The following is a 23565-nucleotide window of genomic DNA, read 5'->3' as shown; positions in this document are numbered from 1 at the left end:
GCCTACCGCGCGTGCGCGACGATTGCGTCGCGCAGCCATGCGGCGCAGCCCTCGACGGAGCGGTCGTAGTAGCTGCGGAACCGATCGTCTGCCACGTAGCTCTCCGCCAGCCCGCGATGCGCTTCGGCGGAATAGGCGGGCCAGGTGTAGCCCAGCCAGGTGCGGTGCATGCTGCAGATCCGTTCGCCCGTCTCGCCCGCGGGATCGTCTCCCGCGTCGACTGCCCTCTCCAGCTCGGAGCGGATCTGCTCCTCCAGTGCGCGGAAATCCGCATATTCCTGCTTGCTCATCTTCAGCATCTTCCTGTTGCTCTCGTCGACCGCGTCGTCTCCATAGCGCTCGCGTACCTCGGCTCCGTAGCGCTTTTCGTTCTTATCCACGAGATCCCGTTTGAAACCTTCGAACTTCTCGATATCGGTCATGGACCCAGCTCCTTCCAAAGTTGTGAGCGTTCGCTCGACGGTGGCGATGAGGCGCGTCAGGCGGCATTGCTCGTCGCGCAGGCGATCAAGGTGGCGTGCGAGCAGCTCGGTGCGCTCTGCGGACGAAGTGCTCAGCAGCGGGCCGATGTCGCGCACCGCCACGCCGCAGCGGCGCAGCAGCAAGATTTCCTGCAGCCGATCGGCGTCCGCGCTGCAGTACAGCCGATAGCCGCGTTCGCTGCGGCCCGAGGGCGCAAGCAGCCCCACCTCTTCGTAAAAGCGCAGTGTGCGCGTGGTGATCCCCGCCATGCGCGCGAGCTCCCCGATGCGGTATCCGTTCATGGCCCCTCCTTCGAGCTCCACGATAGCGCTTTACGTAACGGTAAGGTCAAGACCGAATCGTCCCGTTTCAAGCGCGAAAGGATGGGCTGATAAGCTGGAGGGGAACATCGCGCATCGACGCGTTCGAAGCATGCTCGGTACGGGAGGGATTGCGATGAGAAGGCAGATGAGGCATCGCGTTACGGCAGCCCTGGGCGGGATTCTTCTGCTGTTCACGCTCGTCGCTGCCGTCCTCGTCGCGACGGGTGCGGTGAACATGACGTCCGCCGAGCGCCCGGAGCATTACATGGACATACTCTTCGTCGACGACGGACCGCATGTTGATCGCGACGGGGACGGCATTGAGGACGGCCAGGACATTCTCGAGGCGGCGCTCGCGTATGTTCGGACCCGGCCGCGTTATCGAAGCGCATATTACGCGAACGGATATCCGGATGACGGCTTCGGCGTGTGCACGGATGTCGTGGCGTTCGCGTTGCGCGATGCGGGCTATGACCTGCAGAGGCTCATCGCCGATGATATCGCGGCTGCCACGGAGGCGTATGACGTGGAGACGCCCGATGCCGCCATCGACTTCCGCAGGACGGGCAACCAGCTCGTGTACTTCGAGCGCCATGCTCAACGCCTCACGAACAATCCGGAGGATCTCTCCTCGTGGCAGCCCGGGGACATCGTGATGTTCGAGGGGCACGTGGGCATCGTCTCCGACTATCGTAACAGCCGCGGCACACCCTATGTGATCCACCACCAAAGCGCATTTCAGCTGCGCTACGAAGAGGACCTCCTGGAGTCCCGCCGCGGCGACATCGTGGGGCATTTCCGCATGGCCGGTTGACGGCATCCCCGCCATGCGCGCGTGTCTCCCGATGGCGGACACGTGTCGTCTTTCGCCCGCGTCTGCCGGCCGTTTGCCGCTATGCCAAAGGCTTTGGGCAGCGCGTTCGCTTCGCCTGTGCTGCAGTGGGGGTACACGGTAGGTAGCCGCACGGGCCGCGGCAAAGTGGAAGGATGCCGTCATGAACGTGAGCGAGCAGATCAGGCGCGGGCGCGAGGCGCTGGGGATGTCGCAGGCGGATCTGGCCGACGCCATCTGGGTTTCGCGCAACACCGTATCGAACTGGGAGACGGGCGCGACGACGCCGGATATCCAAAGTTTCATCCTCATGAGCGCCCTGTTCGGCGTCACGATCGACGAGATGGTGAAGGGCGATGCGAACGTGATGGCGCGGGCCATCGCGCGCGATCGGAATCGCCTGCTGGTGGTGGGGCCGGAATTGTCCGAATCGGGTGACCGCGAGATCGAATCCGAACGGGTTTCCACCGTGGAGGACGCCGGAGCACAGGATGCCGACGCGCCCATCACGCTCACCATGCCCGAGCCGCAGGGCAGCGTGGTGTTCGGCAACTACGAGCGCATCGAGGCCGTGCGCGCCGGCATGCCGGAGTTTCGCCTGGTGCGGACGTTCGCGCTGTTCAGCATGAGCAACTATCGCATCGAGAACGGTGCGGGAGAGGCCGTGGGCACCATCCATCGAGGCAGGGCGACCTTCGATCCGGTGTATCAGTTGCGCGTGCCGGGGTTCGAGCGCGTGCAGGTGAGGCGCGAATGGAAGCCGGGCGAGTTTCGAACCGTCTACACCATCGAGGGCGAGGGCGTGGGCGTCGAGGGCGCGGTGCTGGGCGACGAGTTCAGCATCTGGCGCCAGGGCGGACGTATCGCCACGGTGACGGCGCTGCGCTCGTCGGGCCGTCCGGTCTTTCGCATCGAGCTCGAGGACGATGACACCCGCCCGCTCGCATTCGGAGTCGCCATGATATTCCTGCTGCTGCGCGACTTCGACCGCAACTGGGTGCGCACGAGCGGGGAGTAGGGGGCACGGGCCGGGCGGATCCCGAGGTCCCGTATGCGTCCGGTAGGGAAACCGCACTGCATTACCGCAGGAACGAGGGGGTCAGTGTTTCCTGAAAATGAATTTGGTATCAAATTGGGAAGCACGAAAGGGAAGCGGCCATATTTGACAAGCCTGTGACCTGCGTTTTTTCCACACGATCGATTCCGGAGGCCTCGGAAGGGATATCCGATTCGCTCTTACGTGACCCTTATTGCCCAAGACTTGATACCAAATTCAAAACGAAGCGTCCGCAGGCCCTGGTTAAACCTTTTACCAAGGTGCGATTTCGCACGCGGGCGGATACAGCGACCTTCCCGAGCGCTCCGGGAGCCTAGAAGCGCGCTCGCGTGCGCCCGTGCGCCATTGGAGCACAAACGGCACGATGTCGCCCCCGTGAACCCGTGTCCAAAAGCGACCCCGTCCCAAAATGTACCACTACAATGGTGGCATGTTTGCATCGCGCGCACCGGGAGGCTCGTATGGGGACGGCCCCGCTTATCTTCAACATGCAACGGTTCTCGACCCATGATGGGCCGGGTATCCGCACCACGGTGTTCTTCAAGGGCTGTCCGCTGACGTGCGCATGGTGCCACAATCCCGAGTCGCAGGCGTTCGCGCCCGAGCTCATGGTGGACGAGGAGCGCTGCCGCGGCTGCGGCCTCTGCGCGCGGGCCTGCCCGCAGCACGCCATCGAGATCGACCCGGAGCGCGGCGTCGCCCGCACCGATCGTGCCCGCTGCACGGCGTGCGGGGCCTGCGCGGACGCGTGCCCGCAGGGGTTGCGCGAGATCACCGGCGAACCCGCGCCCCCGCCCGCCGAGCTTGCCCGCTGCCTGCTGCGCGACCGCATGTTCTATGAGAAATCGGGCGGCGGCGTCACGCTGTCGGGCGGGGAGTGCCTGGCACAGGACATCGATTACCTGGTCGAGCTTTGCCGCCTGCTGCGCGAGGAGGGCGTGCACGTGGCGGCGGACACGTGCGGCGCGGCGCCCCGCGCGCATCTGGAGCGGCTGCTGCCCTTCGTGAACCTCTGGCTCTATGACATCAAGGCTGCCGACGAGATGACCCATCGGGCGCTCACGGGCGCGCCGAACGGGGCCATCTTGGAGAATCTGGCCTACCTCGCGGAACACGGCGCGCATATCAACGTGCGCATGCCTATCGTCGAGCCCGTGAACAGCGGCGACGACGATATCATCGCTGCGGCGGAGGCCATCAAGTCGCATGCGGGGCTGTGCCCGGTGAGCCTGCTGCCGTATCATACAACGGGTAACGGAAAGTACGCGCGCCTGGGTCGCGCCGCGCCGGCTGGCGCGTTCGCGGTGCCCTCGGCGCAGACGATGGAGCACCTGCGCGACCTGCTGCGCGAGCGCGGCTTCTTGCAGGTGGAAATCGGGGGTTGATATGACAGGGAACACCGATACGGGGGAGGTCGCCATGGAGGCGGGCAAGCCGTCGGGCATCCAGCGGGCCGACGCATCTCCCACGCTCGACGCATCTCCCACGCTCGACGACCCGCGCTTCCAGGCGATCCGCGCCGCGCTCGCCGCGGTGCGCTCGCATACCGCGCCCACGCGGACCACGTCGCATGCCACGTGGAAGGACGACCGCGGCATGAACGAGCGCGTGAAGCGGCTGCGCCATCAGTCCGAGACCACCCAGCCCTACCTCGACATGGAGCGGGCGCTCATCGAGACGGCGACCTACCTGCGCTACGAGGGCACGGTCTCCATCCCTGAGCTGCGCGGCCTGGTGCTGCGGGACTACTTCGCGCACAAGAGCATCTCCATCGAGCCGGGCGAGCTCATCGTGGGCGAGAAGGGGCGCGGCCCGCAGGCGGCGCCCACCTTCCCCGAGCTGTGCTGCCACACGCTCGAGGATATGCACAACATGAACGACCGCGAGCAGGTCAACTTCACCGTCACCGAGGACGATCTGGCCGCACAGCGCGACATCGTGATCCCGTACTGGATGGGCCGCGCGAGCCGCGACGCCATCATGCGCGCGCAGGAGCCCGCCTGGCACGACGCCTACGAGGCGGGCATCTTCACCGAGTTCTACGAGCAGCGCGCCGGCGGGCACACCTGCCTGGGCTCCGAGCGCGGCGTGCGCGCGGGCTTCGGCGAGATCCGCGCCGACATCGAGGCCGCGCTGGCGGACCTCGACTACCTGGCCGACGAGCACGCCGTGGCCAAGCGCGACGAGCTCTCGGGCATGCTCATCGCGCTCGAGGGCGTGCAGACGCTGGCCATCCGCTACGCCGAGCTGGCGAGCGCCATGGCGGCCGACGAGCCCGATCCCGTGCGCGCCGCCGAGCTGTCGCAGATCGCCGAGAACTGCCGCGTCGTCGCGACCGAGCGCCCGCAGACGTTCTGGCAGTGGATCCAGCGCTACTGGTTCATCCACCTGGCCATCACGAGCGAGACGAACCCGTGGGACGCCTACACGCCCGGCCGCCTCGACCAGCATCTCATCGGCCACTATCGCGCCGACGTGGCATCCGGTGCGCTCGACCGCGACCGCGCGCTCGAGCTGCTGGAATGTCTGTGGGTGAAGTTCAACAACCAGCCCGCGCCGCCCAAGGTGGGCGTGACGCTCAAGGAGAGCGGCACGTACAGCGATTTCGCCAACATCAACACCGGCGGCATCACGCCCGATGGCGCCGACGGCGTGAACGAGGTGTCCTACCTCATCTTGGACTGCATGGACGAGATGATGTTCATCCAGCCGAACTCCAACGTGCAGATCTCGCGCAAGACGCCGCGCCGCTTCCTGCTGCGCGCCTGCGAGGTGGCGCGCGCCGGATGGGGCCAGCCGGCCTTCTACAGCACCGAGGAGATCGTCGACGAGCTGCTGGCGGCCGGCAAGAGCCTGGCCGATGCGCGCCGCGGCGGGGCGTCGGGCTGCGTGGAGACGGGCTGCTGGGGCTACGAGGCCTATCCGCTGACAGGCTACTTCAACCTGCCCAAGATCCTCGAGGTCACGCTGCATAACGGCGTGGACCCGCGCACGGGCAAGCTCATCGGCCTCACGACGGGCGACCCGCGCGGTTTTGCCAGCTACGACGAGCTGTTCGACGCCTACTGCGCCCAGATGCGCCACTTCATCGACATCAAGGTGCGCGGCTCCAACATCAACACGCAGCTGTGCGCACGGCTGAACCCGGTGCCGTTCATGTCTATCATGACCGAGGACTGCATCGCGCGCGGCCAGGACTACAACGCCGGCGGCGCGCGCTACAACACCACCTACCTGCAGGGCGTGGGTATCGGCTCCATCACCGACGCGCTGGCGTCGCTGCGCCTCAACGTGTTCGACGAGCACCGGGTGCCGATGGGCGAGATGATGGATGCGCTCGACGCGAACTTCGAGGGCGAGCGCTTCGCGGCGCTGCGCGGCATGGTGAGCCGCCGCACGCCCAAGTACGGCAACGACGACGATTACGCCGACGACATCATGCGCTCGGTGTTCGCGTGCTTCCGTGACTCGGTGACCGGGCGTCCCAACATGCGCCGCGGCGAGTGGCGCGTCGACATGCTGCCCACCACCTGCCATATCTATTTCGGCGAGGTCACGGGCGCGTCCCCGTCGGGACGCTTGGCGGGCGAGCCGGTCTCCGACGGCATCTCGCCGGAGCGCGGGGCGGACGTGAACGGACCGACCGCCGTGATCGCGTCGTGCGCCAAGATGGACCATGCCTCCACGGGAGGCACGCTGCTGAACCAGAAGTTCGCGCCGGCGGCCATCGAGGGCGAGCGCGGTCTGGAGAACCTGGCCGACCTCGTGCGCACCTACTTCGACATGGGCGGGCACCACATCCAGTTCAACATCATCGATCGTGCCACGCTGCTCGACGCGCGCGAGCATCCGGAGAACTACCGCGACCTCATCGTGCGCGTGGCGGGCTTCTCCGAGAAGTGGTGTAACCTGGGCCGCGAGCTGCAAGACGAGATCATCAACCGTACGGAGCAGGCGTTTTAGCTGCTTTGGGGAGACGCTGAACCATTCGTATCACGGGAAAGGACAAGCATCATGCATAAGGAATTGGCCCTCATCGGCTGCGGCAACATGGGCAGCGCGATCGTGAAGGGCATCGTGGGCGCGGGCCTCATCGACGCGGGCGACATCGTGGTTTCGGACGTGAGCGAGGCGGCGTCCACACGGCTGGCTGGCGAGCTGGGGTGCGCGGGCACCTGCGACAACGTCGAGGCGGTGCGCGACGCGGCCATGGTCATCATCGCGGTGAAGCCGCAGTATCTTGACGACGTGGTGCGTGGGTTCGCCGACGCCGTGGCGCCCGATGTGCTCGTGGTGTCCATCGCCGCCGGCGTGACGCTCGCGCGCCTGGAGGGCCTGTTGGGCTCCGAGCGCAAGATTGTGCGCGTGATGCCCAACCTGCCGGCGATGGTGCTTGCGGGCATGAGCTCGCTGACGCCGAACGCGCAGGTGAGCGCCGAGGAGTGCGCGCGCGTGCAGGAGCTGTTCGAAAGCTTCGGCCGCGCCGAGGTGGTGCCCGAGCACCTCATCGACGCCGTGATCGCCGCGTCCGGCAGCTCGCCTGCGTACGTATGCGTGTTCATCGAGGCCCTGGCGGATGCAGCCGTGGCCGAGGGCATGCCGCGCGCGCAGGCCTACACCTTCGCCGAGCAGGCGGTGCTGGGCACGGCGAAGTACCTGCTCGAGACCGGGGTGCATCCGGCGGTGCTGAAGGACATGGTGTCCTCGCCCGCGGGCACGACGATCGAGGCCGTATCCGCGCTCGAGTCCGGCGGCTTCCGCGCCGCGGTGATCGACGCCGCCCGCGCTGCGGCGGCGAAGAACCGTGCGATGTAGAGCCGCGGATTGTCGGATTGTAAGGCGGTGGGAACCCTGATGACCAGACATCTCTATCTTGTGCGGCACGGTGAGACGCTGTTCAACGTCAAGGGGCTGATTCAAGGCTGGTGCGACTCGCCCCTCACGGATCTCGGTTGGGAGCAGGCGCGTCGCGCCGGGGCGTACCTCGAGCGCGAGGGCGTCGTGTTCGATCACGCATACGCCTCGACGCTCACGCGGACGCAGCGAACGCTCGAATGCATCACCGGTATGCCCTATAGCTGCGAGGACGGTCTTCGCGAATGGTATTTCGGCACCTTCGAGGCGGAGCATTCCAACATTATGTTCCCCAAGCCCTGGGGCGACTTCTTCAAGCGCTTCGGCGGGGAGGGCCAGATGGAGGTCAGGAGGCGCATGGTCGAGACGCTGTCCGAGATCATGCGGCGGCCCGGTCACGAGTGCGTGCTCGCCGTGTCCTCCGGTTCGTCTTGTCGCGAGTTCCTCGCGCACGCGCTGGGCTATGAGGATAGCAGCAGGGTCGACCTGCCGGGCAACTGCTCCATCATGCTGTTTTCCTTCGATGGTTCGGCCTTTTCGCTCGATCGCATCGTGACGAGCGAGGAGCAGAAGGAGGGTTGAGGCCGTCCGGACGAAAAGAGCGCCCGCAGGACTCGCGAGAATCCTGCGGGCGCTGGCATTCTGAGGTGCCATGTCGCGCTCACGTCGGGATGGGTTGAAACGAACCCGTCCCCAAATGACCCATTAGGGGCGGGCGATGCGGTGGATGAACAGGCCGCTGCGGAGCTTGGGCTCGAACCAGGTCGACTTGGGCGGCATGAGCAGGCCCGCATCCGCCACGGCGAGCAGCTGGTCGATGGAGGTGGCGTACATCGAGAACGCCACGCCCTCGGCGCCCGCGCGGCGCTCGAGCTCGTCCACGCCCCGGATGCCGCCCACAAAGGAGATGCGGGGGTCGCTGCGCACATCGCCGATGCCCAGCACCGGGGCGAGCACGCGCTCCTGAAGCACGGTGACGTCGAGCGCGGAGACGGGGTCTCCGTCGGCGATCTGGGAGGCGAGCTTTTCGCCCAGGGCCAGCTGCCACCAGCGCCCATCGGTGAACATTCCGAACGTTCCCGCGGACGAGGGAACCACCGCCGTAGGCGCGGCGTCGACGGTGAAGCCCGCTTCGCGCACGCGCGCGAGCAGCTCGTCGACGGTCAGCCCCGCACGATCTGCCACCACGCGGTTGTACGGCAGGATCGTCAGCTGGCTCGCCGGGAACAGGACGGACAGGAAGAAGTTGAACGGCTCCTTGCCGGTCAGCGTGCCGGCGGCACGCGCCTCGTCGCGCATGGCCTGCGCGACCTTCACGGCCGATGCGGTGCGGTGGTGCCCGTCGGCGATGTAGGCGCACGGAACATGCTCGAACATGGCGTGGATCGCCTCGACGGCATCGGTGCGCGCGACCTCCCACACGATCTGCTCCACGCCCTCGTCGTCGGTGAAGCGATAGATCGGCGAGGACTCCTTCGCCGCGTTGATGATGATGTCGAGCACCGGCTGGTCGCGGTAGGTGAGAAAGATCGGGCCCGTCTGGCACCCGAGCGCGCGCATGTGCTCGATGCGGTCGCGCTCCTTGTCCTCGCGCGTGAGCTCATGGCGCTTGATAGTGCCGTCCTCGTATTCGTCGATCGAGCAGATGGCTACCACGCCCGTCTGCGCATGTCCGTCCATCCGCAGCTCGTAGATGTAGTAGGCGCGGTTCGAATCCGAGAGGTACGTCCCGTCCTCGATGCGCTGCTCGAGCACCTCGGATGCGCGGGCGTAGACCTCCGGGGCGTACATGTCCTGGTCTGGTGCGAACTGCGTCTCGGGACGATCGATGTTCAGGAAGGACAGGGGCCTCGTGCGCACGTATTCGGCCGCCTCCGCGCGGTCGAAGACGTCGTAGGGCAGGGCCGCGACGTCGGAGGCGTGCTCGGGGACGGGGCGGATGCAGGGGAAGGGGAGGACGCGCATGGGATGCCTTTCTGATCGTGGATCGGCCGGTCGAACCACAGCCATCATACCGCAGGGCACGCGCCGCGCGCCTCGTGCGCTGCGGGGCGTCCCATGATGTAACCAAAGGAAAGACGTTGGGTGTATTCTTATACACCTGTTGCACACCACGAGGGAATGCGAGCTCCACCTATGGGATTTATCGAGACGGCGCTGCAGATGGTCACGCTTGCCATCCCCATCCTGATCGGCTACGTGGCGCATAAGCTCGGCTTTCTGGGCGGGGATTTCGACAGCGCGCTGTCCAAGCTGGTGATCAACATCACGCTGCCGTGCATGATCCTGGTCTCGGTGTGCGGTCGCGAGCTGCCGCCGGCGACCGAGCTGCTGCAGCTGCTCGCCCTGTCCGCCGCGGGCTACGTCATGGCCGTCATCGTGGCGCTGATCGCCCCGAGGCTGATACGCGCGCCCGAATCCGGCGCATACAGTTTCGTCATCGCGTTCGGCAACGTGGGCTTCATCGGTTTCCCCGTGCTGAACGCCGTGCTTGGACCGGACGCTGTGCTCTATGCCGCCATCGCGAACATTCCCTGGTACATCCTGTCGAGCAGCATCGGCGTGCTCATGATCTCGGGCTTGCCGGAAGGCGGCCTTGCTAAGGCCCTGCGCGCGAGCGCGAAGCGGCTCGTCTCGCCCATGCTCGTGGCGAGCCTGATCGTGCTGGCGTTCGCCCTCGTCGGCATCAACGATTTCGGCGTGGTCGGCGACGGCCTGTCCAACGTGGGCGCCTTCACGACGCCCGCGGCGCTGCTGATCTGCGGCTCGTCGCTGGCGAACTATTCGGCGCGCGAGATGCTGAGCAACTGGCGCGCCTACGTGGCGACCGCGCTGAGGCTGGTTGGCGTGCCGCTGCTGCTGTTCGCGACCCTGCGCGGGTTCGCCGCGACGCCGCTGATCCTGTCGGTCATCGTGCTCGGTCAGGCCATGCCGGTGGCGACGAACGGCATCCTGTACTGCCTCATGTACGGCATGGACGCCAAGCCGGTCATGCAAGGCATGTTCCTATCGGTGTTCGCCTCGATCCTCACGATCCCGCTCATGGCGCTCATTGTGTAGACGGATGCGAAGGCGCCCCGTCCCGCAGGCGGGAAGGGGCGCCTTCGCGTTTCTTATCACCAGAGCTCGCGGCGGGTCAGTTCGGTGAGCACGCGCTCAACGCGCTCGATGTCGGCGCGCGGCACGAATTCGTCCGGCTTGTGCGCGCGGGCGAGCGAACCCGGTCCGTAGCTCATGCAGTTGCGGTTGGCGCAGCGCCCCGCGATGACGGCGGTGTCGGTGTAGCCCGTGAAAAAGCCGACCTCGGCGGGCGCGCCGCAGGCCTCGGTGCTTGCAAGCAGGGCGGCGAGCAGCGGCGAGTCGGGGTCGCGCTCGACGGCGGGCCGGTCGCCGGTGATGACATAGGTGCCGTGGGTGCCCGGCACGGCGCCCTCGGCGGCGGCGCACGCCTCCTCCACGATGCGGCGCGCAGCCGCCGTGTCCGTTGGCGGTACGAGGCGCATGTCGATCGAGACCTGGCAGCGGTCGGGGACGACATAGGGCTGGTAGCCGCCCGAAATCATGCCGAACGTGACCGTCGAGGGGCCCAGCTCGCCGTGGGCGGGCAGGTCGGCGAACGCGCGGCGGATCGAGCACAGGGCCTCCGCCATGGCCGCGATGGCGTCCGCCCCCTGCCAGGGCTGGCTCGCGTGGGCAGTCATACCCTCCATCGTGAGCTCGAACCACGTGCGCCCCTTGTGCGCGACCTGGATCTGCCCGTCGGTGGGCTCGGTGTCGAGCACCCACTCGCCAGAGCCGACCCAGCCGGCCTCGATCGCGGCCTCGACGCCGCGCATCAGGTCCTCCTCGTCCACCGAGCAGATGAGCGAGAATCCGCGCCGGGGCAGCGCTTGCTTGCGCTCGACCTCGTCGAGCAGCGAGAACAGCGCCGACAGGGCGCATGCGAGCCCGCCTTTCATATCGCAGGCGCCGCGCCCGTACAGCCGCCCGTCGCGTACGACCGCGCCGAGCGGCGGCGTGTCGTCGCTCCACCCCTCGCCCAAGGTCACGGTGTCCATATGGCAGATGTAGACAAGCCGCTCCTCGTCGGTGGTGCCGGGCACGGTGACCATGAGGTCGCAGCGTCCGGGCAGCGCCTCGAGCTCCTCGATGTCCACGCACGCCGCGAGCTCGGGGGGCATCTGCGCCAGCCGGTGCTCGACCAGCTGCTTGATGGCCTGCTCGATCTCGCCCTCATATGCCCCGGGGTCGGAGCTGTCGATCCCCACGAGCTGCTGTGCGAGCTCCCAAGCGGAATACATGTCGACTCCTCGTATCGGTTGCTGGTGCTACTTGATGACGCGCACGCGGTAGACGGCGGGAATCCTCTTCAGCGCCTCGATCGTGCTGCTGTCGAGATGCTCGTCGGTGTCGAACATGGTGTAGGCGTTCTCGCCCGCGCTCTCGTTGACCATGCGCTGGACGTTGGCGTTGTCGTCCGCCAGGATTCGCGTGATTTGGCCGATCATGTTCGGCACGTTGGCGTGCAGGCAGGCGATGCGGCTCGCGGCGCGCGCCTTGCCCATGGAGCAGGCCGGATAGTTCACGGAGTGCGCGATGTTGCCGTTCTCCAGGTAGTCCTTGAGCTCGGAGATCGCCATGTCGGCGCAGTTGGCCTCGGCCTCGCCCGTGCCCGCGCCGGAATGCGTGGTGATAAACGTGTTGGGCATGAGCACGGTCTTCGGCGTGGCGAAGTCGGTGGCGAACCAGGACAGCTGCCCGCGATGCAGGGCAGTGTCCACGGCGTCCTCGTCCACGATGGTCTCGCGCGCGAAGTTGACGAGCACCGCGCCCGGGGCGAGCAGGTCGAGCTGCTCGGTGGAGATCATGCCGACGGTGTCGGCCTTGGACGGCACGTGGAGGGTGAGGTAGTCGCACCCGCGGCACAGGTCCTCGAGCGTGCCCACGCGCTGCACGTCCTGGGAGAGCGCCCACGCGTGCTCGACGGAGATAAACGGGTCGTAGCCGTACACGTTCATGCCGAGGCTCACGGCTGCGTTGGCGACCTTGGAGCCCACGTTACCCAGGCCGATGACGCCGATGCGCTTGCCCTTGAGCTCGTGGCCCACGAACGCCTTCTTCGCCTTCTCGGCGTTGACGAGGATGTCGGGGTCGCCGGCATTGTTCCTCACCCATTCCATGGACTGGACGATGCCGCGGCTGGACAGGATCATCATGGCGATGACGATCTCCTTCACGGCGTTGGCGTTGGCGCCGGGGGAGTTGAACACCACGACGCCGCGCTTGGCGTACTCCTCGACGGGGATGTTGTTGACGCCCGCCCCGCAGCGCGCGATGGCGCGGATGCCGTCGGGAAGCTCGTAGCCGTGCAGGTCGGTGGAGCGCATGAGGATGGCGTCGGCGTCCTCGGTGCGCTCGACGAACTCGTAGCCCTCGCCGAACTCGACGTTGCCGTCCTTGGTGATGTCATCGATGGTCTTGATGTAGCGCATGGAACGATCTCCTTTGTCGATCTTCGTTGTGTTGCCGTAACGGTCGAGAGGGGCCCGCGTGTCAGCGGGCTACGAAGATCGCGTCTGCGTGCGCCGGCTCTCTTCGAACTCGGTCATGTACGCGGCGAGCGCCTCGACCGACGCCATGTCGACGGCGTTGTAGATGCTCGCGCGCATGCCTCCCACGAGGCGGTGCCCCGCGATGCCCTCGATGCCGCGCTCGCGCGCGCCGGCGATGAAGGCGGCGTCGAGCTCAGGTGAGGCGGTCCTGAACGTCACGTTGGCGATCGAGCGCGAGGCGGGCTGGGCCGTGCCGTGGAACAGGTCGCTGCCGTCGAGCAGGTTGTAGAGCAGCTCCGCCTTGGCGCGGTTCCGCTGCTCCATGGCGGCGAGCCCGCCGGTGCGCTCGATCCAGGCAAAGACCTTGCCGCACAGGTAGATGCCGAACGTGTTGGGCGTGTTGAGCATGGAGCCCTTCGCCGCCTGGGTGCGCCAATCGAGATAGGTTGGGCAGATGGGCAGCGCCGGTCCGTCCTCGATCAGGTCCCGGCGCACGATGACGACGGTCACGCCCGCGGGGCCCGCGTTCTTCTGTGCGCCCGCGTAGACGACCCCGTAGCGCTCGATGTCGAGCGGCATCGAGAGGAAGCAGCTCGACACGTCGGCCACGAGCGGCACCTCGCCGGTGCTCGGGATTTCGTGGTACATCGTGCCGAAGATGGTGTTGTTCTGGCAGATGTGGATGTAGTCGAGGTCGCCGCATGCGACGCGCTCGGCGACGGGGGAGAGATCGGGGATGCGATCGAAGTTCGTGTCCTCGCTCGAGGCGAGCGCGACCGCCTCGCCGTAGCGGCGGGCCTCCTCCCATGCCTTCTTGGCGAAGTTGCCCGATACCACGTAGCCTGCCCGCCCGCGACGCATGAGGTTCAGCGGGATGGCGGCGAACTCGAGCGTCGCTCCGCCCTGCAGGAAGAGCACCTGATAGGTGTCGGGAATGCTCAGGATGCGTCTCAGGCAGGCCTCGGTCTCATCGTAGATGCGCTGGTATGCGGCCGAACGGTGGCTCATCTCCAGCACGGACATGCCGCATCCGCGGTAGTCGATCAGCTCGGACGCCGTCTGCTCGAGCACCTCGAGCGGAAGGGCGGCGGGGCCGGCGGAGAAGTTGTGCACGCGTGCCATATATACGCGACCTCCAGACCTGAGTCGATTGCAAAGTGCGCCTAACTCTAGCATAGCAAAGTATTTTATGCGTTTTCGTTAACCGGTGCGTAATCTCGCATGGGGGATTGGTGCCGGCTCGGATGTGGTAGCGGGAAACGTGTACAATAACGTTCAACTTGAAGTTTAAGGATTGCGAGGCAGGCCATGGCGACATATGTTACCTCCGATGCGCACGGCCATCTGCGCGCATTCGATGCGGCGCTCGAGCAGATCTCCCTTGGCGCCGACGACAGGCTCTACGTGCTCGGAGACATGGTCGACCGCGGACCCGATCCGGTGGGCGTACTGCGATTGGTCCGGAGCCTCCCCAACGCGCAGGTCCTGATGGGCAACCATGAGGACATGCTGCTCAACACGATCTCATCGGGAACCCAGCTCGATCTTCTGACCTGGGAGATGAACGGCGGCTCGTCCACGGCCGCCGGCCTCGATGCCTGCCCGCACGACGAGTACGTGGACATCATCCGCTGGATCTCGGAGCTGCCGCTGTTCGACGTGGTGAGCGTGGGCGAAAGGACGTATCTGCTCGCGCATGCCGGCATCGACGCGCTTGGCCTGCGCGGCTATCTGGCAACGGCCGGCTTCAGCGCGGGCACCGGATACGGCGACGTGCCGGAGGACGTGTGGCGCGCGGCGCTCGCCGAGCAGGATCCCGAGGACCTGCTGTGGACGCGCGGGGCCTTCTGGGGGGAGCCGACCGGCCTGGTCGGTCCCGACGGGCGCGGTCCCGTCGTCATCTCCGGGCACACGCCGACGGTGCTGCTGGCGCGCTACGCCGAGATGATGGGCGGACCGGTGCTCAACGAGGACGATCGGGCGAACATGGTCGAGGTCGGAGCCTGCTGGGACACGTTCGGCGTGGCCGACCGCATCGACATCGACTGCTCGGCCGCCGCGGGCGCGCCCCACGGGCGCGTGGGAATCATGCGCCTCGACGACCACGCCGTCTTCTACGGGACCATCGAAGAGGGCGCCTGACGCAGAAGGGGTCGCTGTATCCGCCCATGTGCAGAATCGCACCTTGATAAATGGTTTTACCAAGGTGCGCGGATGCCCTGTTTTGAATTTGGTATCAATTCTTGGGTAATAAGGACCGCTTCCCGGTGGATCGAGTGCCCCTCGCGGGACCGCTGGAATCTGCCGGACAAAGAAGCCGCAGGTCACAGGCTTGTCAGATATAGCCGTTTTCCTCTCTGTGCTTCCCGAATCGATACCAAATTCATTTTCAAAAAATAGTAACCCCCTCATTCCTGGAGTTTTGCGGTGCGGTTTGCCCACCGCGCGCATACGGGGCCCGGAATCCGCTCGTTGCGCGCCGTCGCCGCGCGACGGGCGCCCCTGGAAGGCCACGGGCCCGCATTCGCCAAAAAACCGGGGCCTCCCTAGGCGAAGGGGTCGGCTCGGCGCGTGATCTCCTTGCGGATTTGGGCGTATTGCCAGACCAGCAGGCAGAGCAGCAGCGCCATCACGGCGAGGTAGCTCGCCACGGCACCCGCGAGGCCGAACAGGTTCACGAGCGCGAGTGGCAGCGCGACCGACGCCGCGAACGCGATGAGGTACAGGCGGATCACGTCGCCCTGGCGCCTCAGCACGGTGATGATCGCATACAGGAAATCGATGACGGCCGTGACGCCGCCGGCGGCGACCATGCAGTAGGCGAGCGGGCGGAACTGCTCGAAGTCGACGCCGTACATGAAGCTCATGAGCGGGATGCCGATCGAGCCCAAAAAGATCCCGCACACGATCGAGATGATGACGACCACGCCCACGACGGCGCCGATGATGAGGTCGAATCGACGGCGCTTGCGCGGGTTCGACCAGATACTCGCCAGGCGCACGAGCTGCGGCTTGTAGATAAAGCCCGTCGCCAGCAGGATCCCCTGCGCCGGGAAGTACAGCGCGTTGAAGTAGAGCTGGTTCTCGTAGGCGATGGACCCCTCCATCACGAACTTAGGCATGCTCTCGATGAGGTTGAACATGAACAGGGCGCAAAACAGCGGGAAGCCCTGCGTGAACAGGCGCGCCACCTCCTTCATGCTCGCCGGACGCGACTTCTCGGTCTCGAGCAGGGCGAGCGGGACGGTGACGAGCACGAAGGTCGCGGCGGCGGCAATCGCCATGCCCACTGAGGCGATCTCCAGGCTGCGCGTCACGAACAGGAGCACGGAGAACGCCGCCACGATCGCGACGGAGCGCAGCGCCTGGCTGATGCCGGCGAGATAGAGCTTGTCGGCCTGCTGGAGCCTGCCCTCGTAGACGTCGGCGACACCGTCGAGCACCTTGTAGACGAACACGCCCGCGCAGATGGTCGTCATGGAGGCGTCGTAGTCGCGCAGGGCGCAGTACAGCGCGCCGACCGCAAGGGCGACGATGCCCGTCAGCCAGCGGTTGATCTGGTAGGAGGAAAACGAGTTCGCCTCCTCGATGTCCGAGACCTGGTAGTTGCGGATGCCGTAGTTCGACGCGATCATCAGCAGGGTGCCCACGACGAACGCCATGGAGAACATGCCGGCGCCCTCGACGCCGGCGAGCTGGGTCGCCACGACGGTGAGCAGCGGGAAGGTGAATCCCCAGACCGAGGTGCCGACGGTGTTCCACAGGTAGTCGCGCGTGGTGCTGCCCTCTTCGTACTGGGCCTCCTGCTCGGAGAGGGAGCCCTCGTAGACGGATTGCAGCAGGCGGTTCCACCAGCGGTTGACGAGACGGGCGATAGGACCGGTGCGATGCGGGCGCGACGGCGTGCGCGCCGGCGTCGCGGGCGGAACGGAGCTTGCGGGTACGGTGCGGTACTGCGGCTTGCCGACGGCGCGGGCGGCCGCGCGAGCTGCGCGTCGGGCGCGCAGGCGGTCGAGTAGTGAGAGAGCCATGAGCCTCCAGAAGAATCGATGTCCCCCACATGATACGTTGCCGTCGGCACCCGTGTGAGGGAAGGGGCCATATCTGCCGCTTCGTTCCATATTGGTACGGCGCCGCCGGGCGGCGCGGAATCGATCGGCGTCGCCGTGCCCTTCTTGGAAGACGCGCTGCCGTGACATAGACAGTTCGGCGCAGATAACCATGCGCCGGTTTCATAGCCACGGCGTGTTTTCATGACGGCTGTTGCGGTATGCTGATGGTGCTGATATCGAAATTATTTTCCATTCCGGTTTTTCATCGTGAAGGAGTCCCATGGATCTGCTCGCATTCATCCTGGCGCTCGCCCCGATCCTGTGGCTGGTGGTCGTCCTGCTCGTCTTCAGGCTTCCGGCGTGGAAGGCCTCCATCGGCTCGTTTCTCATCGCCTGCGCCCTCGCGTTCCTCATGTGGCATCTGCCCCTGCGCGAGGTGGCGACGGCGAGCCTCGAGGGCTTCTGCATGGCGCTCTGGCCGATCGTCTTGGTCATCATCGCCGCGGTCTTCGCCTACAACTTGTGCGTGAGCACGGGTGCGATGGATGTGATCGGCAGGATGATCTGCTCCATCTCGAGCGACCGCCGCATTCTCGCCCTGCTGATCGCTTGGTGCTTCGGCGGCTTCATGGAGGGCATGGCGGGCTTCGGCACCGCGGTCGCCATTCCCGCCGGCATGCTCGTGGGCCTCGGGTTCAGCCCCCTGTCGGCGGTGCTCGTCTGCCTGCTGGCCAACGGCGTGCCCACGCCCTACGGGTCCATCGGCATCCCGACGGTCTCGCTCGCGGGCCTCGTGGGGCTTGACCCCGCGCAGCTCGCCTTCACCGAGGCGATCCAGCTCGCCCCGTTCTTCATCGCGGCGCCCTTCCTGATCGTGCTCGTGGCGGGGTCGGGCAACACCCAGACCGCCTCGTTTGCCGTCCGCATGCGGGGCGTCGGCATCATCGCCCTCGTCTCGGGCGTGTCGTTCATCGTGCCCACGGCGGTCGTAGCCGCGCTGGTGGGGCCCGAGCTCTCGGTCGTGGTCGGCTCCATCTGCTCGTTGGCCTGTACGGCCCTGCTGGGCATGCGCGCCGAGCGGGCCGACGTGCTCGATGCGCGGTTCCATATGAAGGTCGACCGGTCACAGGCGGTCGGCATCCGCGAGGCGATCGTCGCCTGGTCCACCTTCATCTTGATCTTCGTGCTCCTCATGGGAACCTCGAAGCTCGTGGCGCCCCTCAACGCTTGGCTCGCGCAATTCAGCTCGACGGTCGTCGTGTACACCGGCGCGGACCCCGGCTCGCTGTCGTTTTCCTGGGTGAACACGCCCGGCGTGTGGATCATCGTCGCCGCGCTGGCGGGCGGGCGCATCCAGGGCGCGGGGGCGGGCCAGATGGCGCGGGTGTTCGCCGCCACGGTTCGGCAGATGATGCCGACGGTCGTCACCATGCTCGCGGTGCTCGGGTGTGCCAAGGTGATGGGCTACGCGGGCATGATCTCGTCCATCTCCGCGTTCTGCATCCAGATGACCGGGGGCCTCTATCCTCTGGTGGCGCCGTGGATTGGCATGGTGGGCGCCTTCGTGACCGGCTCGGGAACGAGCTCCGGCATGCTGTTCGGTCCCGTGCAGGCGCAGGCCGCCTCGGCGCTCGGGGCCGATCCGTACTGGATGGTCGCCCTAAACGAGCTCGGCGTCGCGGCGGGCAAGATGCTCTCGCCGCAGACCCTCGCCATCGGCCTCGCCTCGGTGCGCGTGGTGGGGAAGGACGCGGAGCTCCTGCGCTCGGTCCTGCCGTATGCGCTGGGCTTCTTGGTCGCGATGTCGCTGATCGCGATGGCGGGCACGATGCTGTAGGGGAGCGGTTGGCCTTCGGGCTGCCGACCAGTTCATTCCGAACCGCGTGCCCCGTGGTGCAACTCCGACGGTATCACCCGGCCGGAATGCACGGAATCGCCGCCGATTCCGTGCATTCCGGCCGGGTGATACCGTCACTGTTGCAGATGGAGGTGCACGGATCCGTCGCGGCGGGGAGCTTCCGGCGGGCAATCGAGCGCCCCGGCGAAATGAAATGCACCTTTATACCATTTCTCGGAGCCTCGTGCGACCCTCGAATAGGTATCCGGTACATTTGTGCCCCGTTGCTGTTCTTTCACCGATATCTCGCTATACGGGGAGTCACTTGTGCAGGTATTATGTAGCAAGTGCGCTGTCCTCTCGGGACAACGCCCCATCCAACGTGGGTTTATTTAGTAGGGCGCCTTGCGCCAAGCATCGCGCCGAGTATGAAAGGTTGCTGCTTATGATCGAGACCATACTGTTGGAATCGGGCATCGACTGCGACATCGATCGCGTGCACGTCGACTGGAGCCCTGCCAAGCTCATCGAGCACGCCATTTCTCACCACGAGGGCTACCTCACCTCGACCGGCTCCCTCTCGGTCAGCACGGGTGCCTTTACCGGCCGCTCCCCCGAGAACCGCTACATCGTCGACGCCGGGGCCGCCGAGAAGAACGTCAACTGGAACAGCCCCACGAACAAGCCGATCGACGACAAGACCTACAAGCGCGTCCGCAAGAACGTGACTCGCTACATGTCCCAGCGTCGCCACCTGTTCGTCATCCGCGGCTACGCCGGCGCCGACCGCCAGTACGCCCGCAAGGTCATGGTCGTGTGCGAGCGCGCGCATCAGGCCCTGTTCATCCAGAACATGCTCGTTCGTCCCACCAAGGATGAGCTCGAGGTCTTCGGTCGCCCCGAGATCCTGGTCTTCGCCGCGCCTTCCTACGTGTGCTCTCGCGACCGCGACGGCGTCGAGCCCGCGGCCGTCATCCTCGATATGAACAAGAAGAAGATCGTCGTGGCCGGCACCGGGTACTGCGGTGAGATCAAGAAGGCCGTCTTCACGATGATGAACTACCTGCTGCCCATCGAGGACGGCGTGCTGCCCATGCACTGCTCGGCGAACGTCGACCCCAACACCGGCAGGACCTGCATCCTGTTCGGCCTGTCCGGCACCGGCAAGACCACGCTGTCGGCCGACCCCGAGCGCCTGCTCATCGGCGACGACGAGCACGGCTGGAGCCCGCGCGGCGTGTTCAACATCGAGGGCGGCTGCTACGCCAAGACCATCGACCTCACGCGTGAGCGCGAACCGGACATCTTCGACGCCATCCGCTTCGGCTCGGTGTCCGAGAACGTCAAGCTCGACCGTCGCACCCGCGCCGCCATCTACTCCGACAGCTCTATCACCGAGAACGGCCGCGCCGCCTATCCGCTCGAGCACATCGAGCGCGTCGTCGAGTCCGGCACCGGTGAGATCCCGAGCGTCGTGCTGTTCCTGACCGCCGACGCCTACGGCGTGCTGCCCCCGATCTCCAAGCTCTCCCGCGAGCAGGCCATGTTCCACTTCCTGACCGGCTACACCGCCAAGGTCGCCGGCACGGAGCTGGGCGTCAAGGAGCCGCAGCCCACGTTCTCCGCGCTGTTCGGCGAGCCGTTCATGCCGCTCGACCACATGGTGTACGCCTACCTGCTGGGCGAGAAGATCGCGCAGAACAACACGCGCGTCTACCTCGTGAACACCGGTTGGACCGGCGGTCCCTACGGCGTCGGCCACCGCATCGCGCTGTTCCACACCCGCGCGCTCGTTAAGGCCGCGCAGACCGGTGAGCTGGACATCGCGGGCTATCGCCACAACGACCTGTTCGACGTCGAGGTGCCCATCGCCTGCCCCGGCGTTCCCACCGAGCTGCTCAACCCGCGCGACACCTGGGAGGATCCCGAGGCGTACGACCGCGAGGCCGAGGCGCTGGCGCAGAAGTTCAAGGACAACTTCAACACGCGCTATCCGGGCGTCGACCTCAAGGACCTCGCCAAGAAGAACCGCTAAGGCGCATCACCGCTCTTGCCTTCTTGCGAACCCGCCTGCCGCACTCGATCGCGGCGGGCGGGTTCGCCGTTTTTGGGCGCGGGCGACCGGATCGCCGCCGCCTGCCCGTCCCCTCCTTTGTCGCGTCTGTGAAGACCGGTTGACCCCGTTTGAACTGCGGGAATACATCGATAGAATGAATGTTGACGCGTTAACAAGTTATGGATGGAAGGAGGCCCCGTGGAGACGGAGCGATTCGAGGATTTCGTGGGCCTCATCACGCTAATCTCCAAAGAGATCCAGCGCATCAAGACGGTCGAGGCCTCCAAGCTGGGCCTCAAAGGGTCCGACATCATGTGCTTGTACTACCTGGGGCAGCATGAGGAGGGGCTGACCGGATCCGGGCTTGCGCGCGAGGCGGACGTCACGCGCGCCGCGGTCTCGCGCACGCTTGCCCATCTGGAGGAAGACGGTTTCGTCGAGGTCGCGGGCGAGCAGAAGACGGGGTCGCGCTACCGGGCTCCGGTGCGCCTGACCAAGCGCGGCCGCGAGGTCACCGATACGGTGGGCGAGATCATCCGCCGCGTCGTCGCGGAGGCGGGCGAGGAGCTTGGCGACATCCAGCGCATCCAGATGTACCGCTCGCTGAACCTCATCCTCGAACGGCTTAAGGGGATCTCGCGCGACTGATCGCGAAGGCTACTGCTCAGGGTTCCCCGTGCGCTGGCAGTTCGGGCAGATGCCGGTGAAGATGGTGCTGTGCCCCGTGACGGTGTAGCCGGTGCCGGTTGCGACGGCGTCGTCGGCCGACTCGTCATAGGGGAGCGTGGCGTCGATGACGGCTCCGCATTCGGTGCACACGACGTGCGCGTGCGCGTCGAGGCGCAGGTCAAAGCGGTCGCCACCGGGCGCCTTGACGCAGGTGATCGCATGGGTGTCTTCCAGAAGGCGCAGATTGCGGTAGACCGTGGCCCGGCTGATCTTGTCGTCCTGGCGACGGACGTCGAGGTAGATGTCCTCGGCGGTGGGGTGGTCGTTGCGAGAGCGCACCGCGTCGAGCACGAGCGTGCGCTGCTTGGTGTTCCTGCGCTGCACCGTCATGGCGCCCTCCTTTTCAACTGACCTCATGTGCATTTCAGCAAAAGAAAAAGCCCGAATCAAGGTATGGCGTCCGTCTCCATAAAATGACACCTGCTTTGGTGCTTTTTTGGATGGGTCCTGCGGGGACGGGTTCGTTTCGACCCGTCCCCCAAAAGGTGCCGCTAATCGACGTCGCCCTCCACGAAGCCCTCGTCGACATAGAGCGGCCCGTTGTCGGCGGCGCTCGTGGCGAGCTGGTCGCAGCGCTCGTTGAAGGTGTGGCCGGCGTGGCCCTTGACCCACACGAAGGTGACCTGGTGCTGCTGCTTCGCTGCGAGCAGGCGCCGCCACAGGTCGGGGTTCTTCACCGGCTTCTTCGCCGCGGTTTTCCAGCCGCGCTTCTGCCAGCCCTCGATCCAATGCTTGTTGAACGCGTTCACTACGTACTGCGAATCGGAGTGCAGCTCGACGGTGCAGGGGCGGTTGAGCACCTCGAGCGCGGCGATGACCGCCATGAGCTCCATGCGGTTGTTGGTGGTGCGCTCGTATCCGCGCGACAGTTCGAGCACGTGCACCTTGCCCGAAGGAGCGGTGTAGCGCAGCACGGCTCCGTATCCGCCGGGGCCGGGGTTGCCGCGTGCGGCGCCGTCGGTATAGATGGTGACGTTCAAGCGTTGGATCCTTTCTGAACGGACATCAAGCCGAACCATTATAGAGTGATGCCGGGCTCGTAGCGCGCCTCGAACGACGTCTCGTCCGCGATCACGGGAATCTCGCGCTTCTCCTCAAGCCAGATGCGGTTGGCGAACCGCCGGTAGTACGCGTGGAGCTCGTCAAGATGGACGATGACCTGTCTTGGAGTCCCCTGGATCTCCATCTCGACCGAGCCGTCGGACAGATTCATGACCCAGCCCGTCATGCCGTGCTCGCGCGCGAGCCCCATGTTGGTCCAGCGGAATCCCACGCCCTGCACCTCTCCGGTGAAGCGCAGGTAGAGTCGGATAGGGCGCTCCTCGTGCAGCGGATCGCCGATGCGGTCCTGCATGGTTTCGATGAGCTGCACCTCAAGGGGGCTTCGCACCGTGGGCGTCTTCGTATTGTCTGCCGAGCCCCATGCGCGAATGCGATCCAACAGTCCCATGTGCGGCCTCCATCTCCCGGACGTTTCATCCAGTGTAGCGGTTTCGAGGGGCAAGGGAGGTCTTTGGCCACAGGGGACAAGGTAATAGGGGATAATGGGGGAGAAAGACGACATGGAGGAGACGTACATGGAGCTATTGGTCTACCTAGGCATCCTGCTTGTGATAGCCGCCATCATATCGCTGGTGCTGTCGTTTCTGGGCACGGTGCTCGTCGGCGCGCTGCGCCTGCTGCCCGTCGTGTTCGTGGCGCTCGCCATCGCCGTGTTCGTCCGGTGGTATCGCGACCGTCACTGATCGGGGCCGCCTCCCCGATGACCCTTATCGAAGTTTACCTTGGCAAACGTTTTTCAATATGCAACA

21 protein-coding genes are annotated in these 23565 nt (G+C 65.9%); 12 read left to right on the top strand and 9 right to left on the bottom strand.

What is annotated here, in order from left to right; translation table 11 throughout:
* Positions 1-2: 2 nt before the first annotated feature.
* Positions 3-764 carry a MerR family transcriptional regulator gene (locus tag B5F74_RS02695; RefSeq protein WP_087199813.1) on the bottom strand — a complete coding sequence of 254 codons (762 nt, stop codon included), beginning with the start codon at positions 762-764 and terminating at the stop codon, positions 3-5.
* Between the two features lie 166 nt (positions 765-930).
* Here B5F74_RS02695 and B5F74_RS02690 point away from each other — a divergent pair, with 166 nt between their 5' ends.
* The 6 genes from B5F74_RS02690 (at position 931) to B5F74_RS02665 (ending at position 8110) form a co-directional block, all read left to right on the top strand.
* Positions 931-1599: a DUF1287 domain-containing protein gene (locus B5F74_RS02690; RefSeq protein ID WP_239283325.1), complete on the top strand. Its 669-nt coding sequence runs from the start codon at positions 931-933 to the stop codon at positions 1597-1599.
* Positions 1600-1780: 181 nt separating this feature from the next.
* Complete coding sequence (locus B5F74_RS02685; RefSeq protein WP_087199809.1) at positions 1781-2635, top strand: helix-turn-helix transcriptional regulator; 855 nt, start codon at positions 1781-1783, stop codon at positions 2633-2635.
* Between the two features lie 500 nt (positions 2636-3135).
* Entirely contained in the window at positions 3136-4059 is a 924-nt protein-coding gene (locus B5F74_RS02680) for a glycyl-radical enzyme activating protein (protein ID WP_087199807.1), read from the top strand.
* Between the two features lies 1 nt (position 4060).
* Positions 4061-6637 carry a trans-4-hydroxy-L-proline dehydratase gene (hypD, locus tag B5F74_RS02675; RefSeq protein WP_204212399.1) on the top strand — a complete coding sequence of 859 codons (2577 nt, stop codon included), beginning with the start codon at positions 4061-4063 and terminating at the stop codon, positions 6635-6637.
* Positions 6638-6688: 51 nt separating this feature from the next.
* On the top strand, positions 6689-7489 hold the full coding sequence (gene proC, locus B5F74_RS02670; protein WP_087199805.1) for a pyrroline-5-carboxylate reductase: 801 nt from the start codon (positions 6689-6691) through the stop codon (positions 7487-7489).
* A 39-nt stretch (positions 7490-7528) separates the two neighbouring features.
* Entirely contained in the window at positions 7529-8110 is a 582-nt protein-coding gene (locus tag B5F74_RS02665; RefSeq protein ID WP_087199803.1) for a histidine phosphatase family protein, read from the top strand.
* Positions 8111-8233: 123 nt separating this feature from the next.
* On the opposite strand, the gene B5F74_RS02660 is transcribed toward B5F74_RS02665, so the two are convergent.
* A complete protein-coding gene (locus tag B5F74_RS02660; protein WP_087199801.1) occupies positions 8234-9493 on the bottom strand; it encodes a DUF1015 family protein in 1260 nt (419 codons plus the stop codon).
* 171 nt (positions 9494-9664) lie between these two features.
* Between B5F74_RS02660 and B5F74_RS02655 the strand changes: the two genes are divergently transcribed.
* Complete coding sequence (locus B5F74_RS02655; RefSeq protein ID WP_158095674.1) at positions 9665-10588, top strand: AEC family transporter; 924 nt, start codon at positions 9665-9667, stop codon at positions 10586-10588.
* A gap of 56 nt (positions 10589-10644) precedes the next feature.
* Here B5F74_RS02655 and B5F74_RS02650 read toward each other — a convergent pair whose 3' ends face one another.
* The 3 genes from B5F74_RS02650 to serC all read right to left on the bottom strand — a co-directional run bounded on the left by B5F74_RS02650 (position 10645) and on the right by serC (position 14202).
* Entirely contained in the window at positions 10645-11829 is a 1185-nt protein-coding gene (locus B5F74_RS02650; RefSeq protein WP_087199796.1) for a M20 family metallopeptidase, read from the bottom strand.
* Positions 11830-11856: 27 nt separating this feature from the next.
* Entirely contained in the window at positions 11857-13020 is a 1164-nt protein-coding gene (locus B5F74_RS02645) for a phosphoglycerate dehydrogenase (protein ID WP_087199794.1), read from the bottom strand.
* Positions 13021-13089: 69 nt separating this feature from the next.
* Positions 13090-14202, bottom strand: coding sequence for a 3-phosphoserine/phosphohydroxythreonine transaminase (serC, locus tag B5F74_RS02640; protein WP_087199792.1), 1113 nt, complete (start codon positions 14200-14202; stop codon positions 13090-13092).
* A 186-nt stretch (positions 14203-14388) separates the two neighbouring features.
* Here serC and B5F74_RS02635 point away from each other — a divergent pair, with 186 nt between their 5' ends.
* Entirely contained in the window at positions 14389-15222 is an 834-nt protein-coding gene (locus B5F74_RS02635; protein ID WP_087199790.1) for a metallophosphoesterase, read from the top strand.
* Between the two features lie 404 nt (positions 15223-15626).
* Here B5F74_RS02635 and B5F74_RS02630 read toward each other — a convergent pair whose 3' ends face one another.
* Positions 15627-17111, bottom strand: a complete 1485-nt coding sequence (locus B5F74_RS02630) for an oligosaccharide flippase family protein (RefSeq protein ID WP_087199788.1) — start codon at positions 17109-17111, stop codon at positions 15627-15629.
* Between the two features lie 301 nt (positions 17112-17412).
* On the opposite strand from B5F74_RS02630, the gene B5F74_RS02625 reads away from it, so the two are divergent.
* The 3 genes from B5F74_RS02625 (at position 17413) to B5F74_RS02615 (ending at position 21673) form a co-directional block, all read left to right on the top strand.
* On the top strand, positions 17413-18969 hold the full coding sequence (locus B5F74_RS02625; protein ID WP_087199786.1) for an L-lactate permease: 1557 nt from the start codon (positions 17413-17415) through the stop codon (positions 18967-18969).
* A gap of 445 nt (positions 18970-19414) precedes the next feature.
* Positions 19415-21004, top strand: coding sequence for a phosphoenolpyruvate carboxykinase (ATP) (gene pckA, locus B5F74_RS02620; RefSeq protein WP_066834370.1), 1590 nt, complete (start codon positions 19415-19417; stop codon positions 21002-21004).
* A gap of 219 nt (positions 21005-21223) precedes the next feature.
* Positions 21224-21673 (top strand): MarR family transcriptional regulator, encoded by a 450-nt coding sequence (locus tag B5F74_RS02615; protein ID WP_158095673.1) that lies wholly within the window; start codon positions 21224-21226, stop codon positions 21671-21673.
* Positions 21674-21682: 9 nt separating this feature from the next.
* Here B5F74_RS02615 and B5F74_RS02610 read toward each other — a convergent pair whose 3' ends face one another.
* The 3 genes from B5F74_RS02610 to B5F74_RS02600 form a co-directional block, all read right to left on the bottom strand.
* A complete protein-coding gene (locus B5F74_RS02610; RefSeq protein ID WP_204212397.1) occupies positions 21683-22084 on the bottom strand; it encodes a transcriptional repressor in 402 nt (133 codons plus the stop codon).
* Positions 22085-22245: 161 nt separating this feature from the next.
* Complete coding sequence (gene rnhA / locus B5F74_RS02605; RefSeq protein WP_066834373.1) at positions 22246-22734, bottom strand: ribonuclease HI; 489 nt, start codon at positions 22732-22734, stop codon at positions 22246-22248.
* Between the two features lie 38 nt (positions 22735-22772).
* Positions 22773-23204 carry an acylphosphatase gene (locus B5F74_RS02600; RefSeq protein WP_087199777.1) on the bottom strand — a complete coding sequence of 144 codons (432 nt, stop codon included), beginning with the start codon at positions 23202-23204 and terminating at the stop codon, positions 22773-22775.
* A 127-nt stretch (positions 23205-23331) separates the two neighbouring features.
* Between B5F74_RS02600 and B5F74_RS12495 the strand changes: the two genes are divergently transcribed.
* Positions 23332-23499: a hypothetical protein gene (locus B5F74_RS12495; protein ID WP_204212395.1), complete on the top strand. Its 168-nt coding sequence runs from the start codon at positions 23332-23334 to the stop codon at positions 23497-23499.
* Positions 23500-23565: the final 66 nt, after the last annotated feature.

The organism is Collinsella sp. An271, from assembly GCF_002159695.1.
In the GTDB taxonomy this organism is placed as follows: domain Bacteria; phylum Actinomycetota; class Coriobacteriia; order Coriobacteriales; family Coriobacteriaceae; genus Collinsella; species Collinsella ihumii.
The sequence above is the reverse complement of the archived record's forward strand: the minus strand, read 5'-3'. Positions and strand labels throughout refer to the sequence as shown.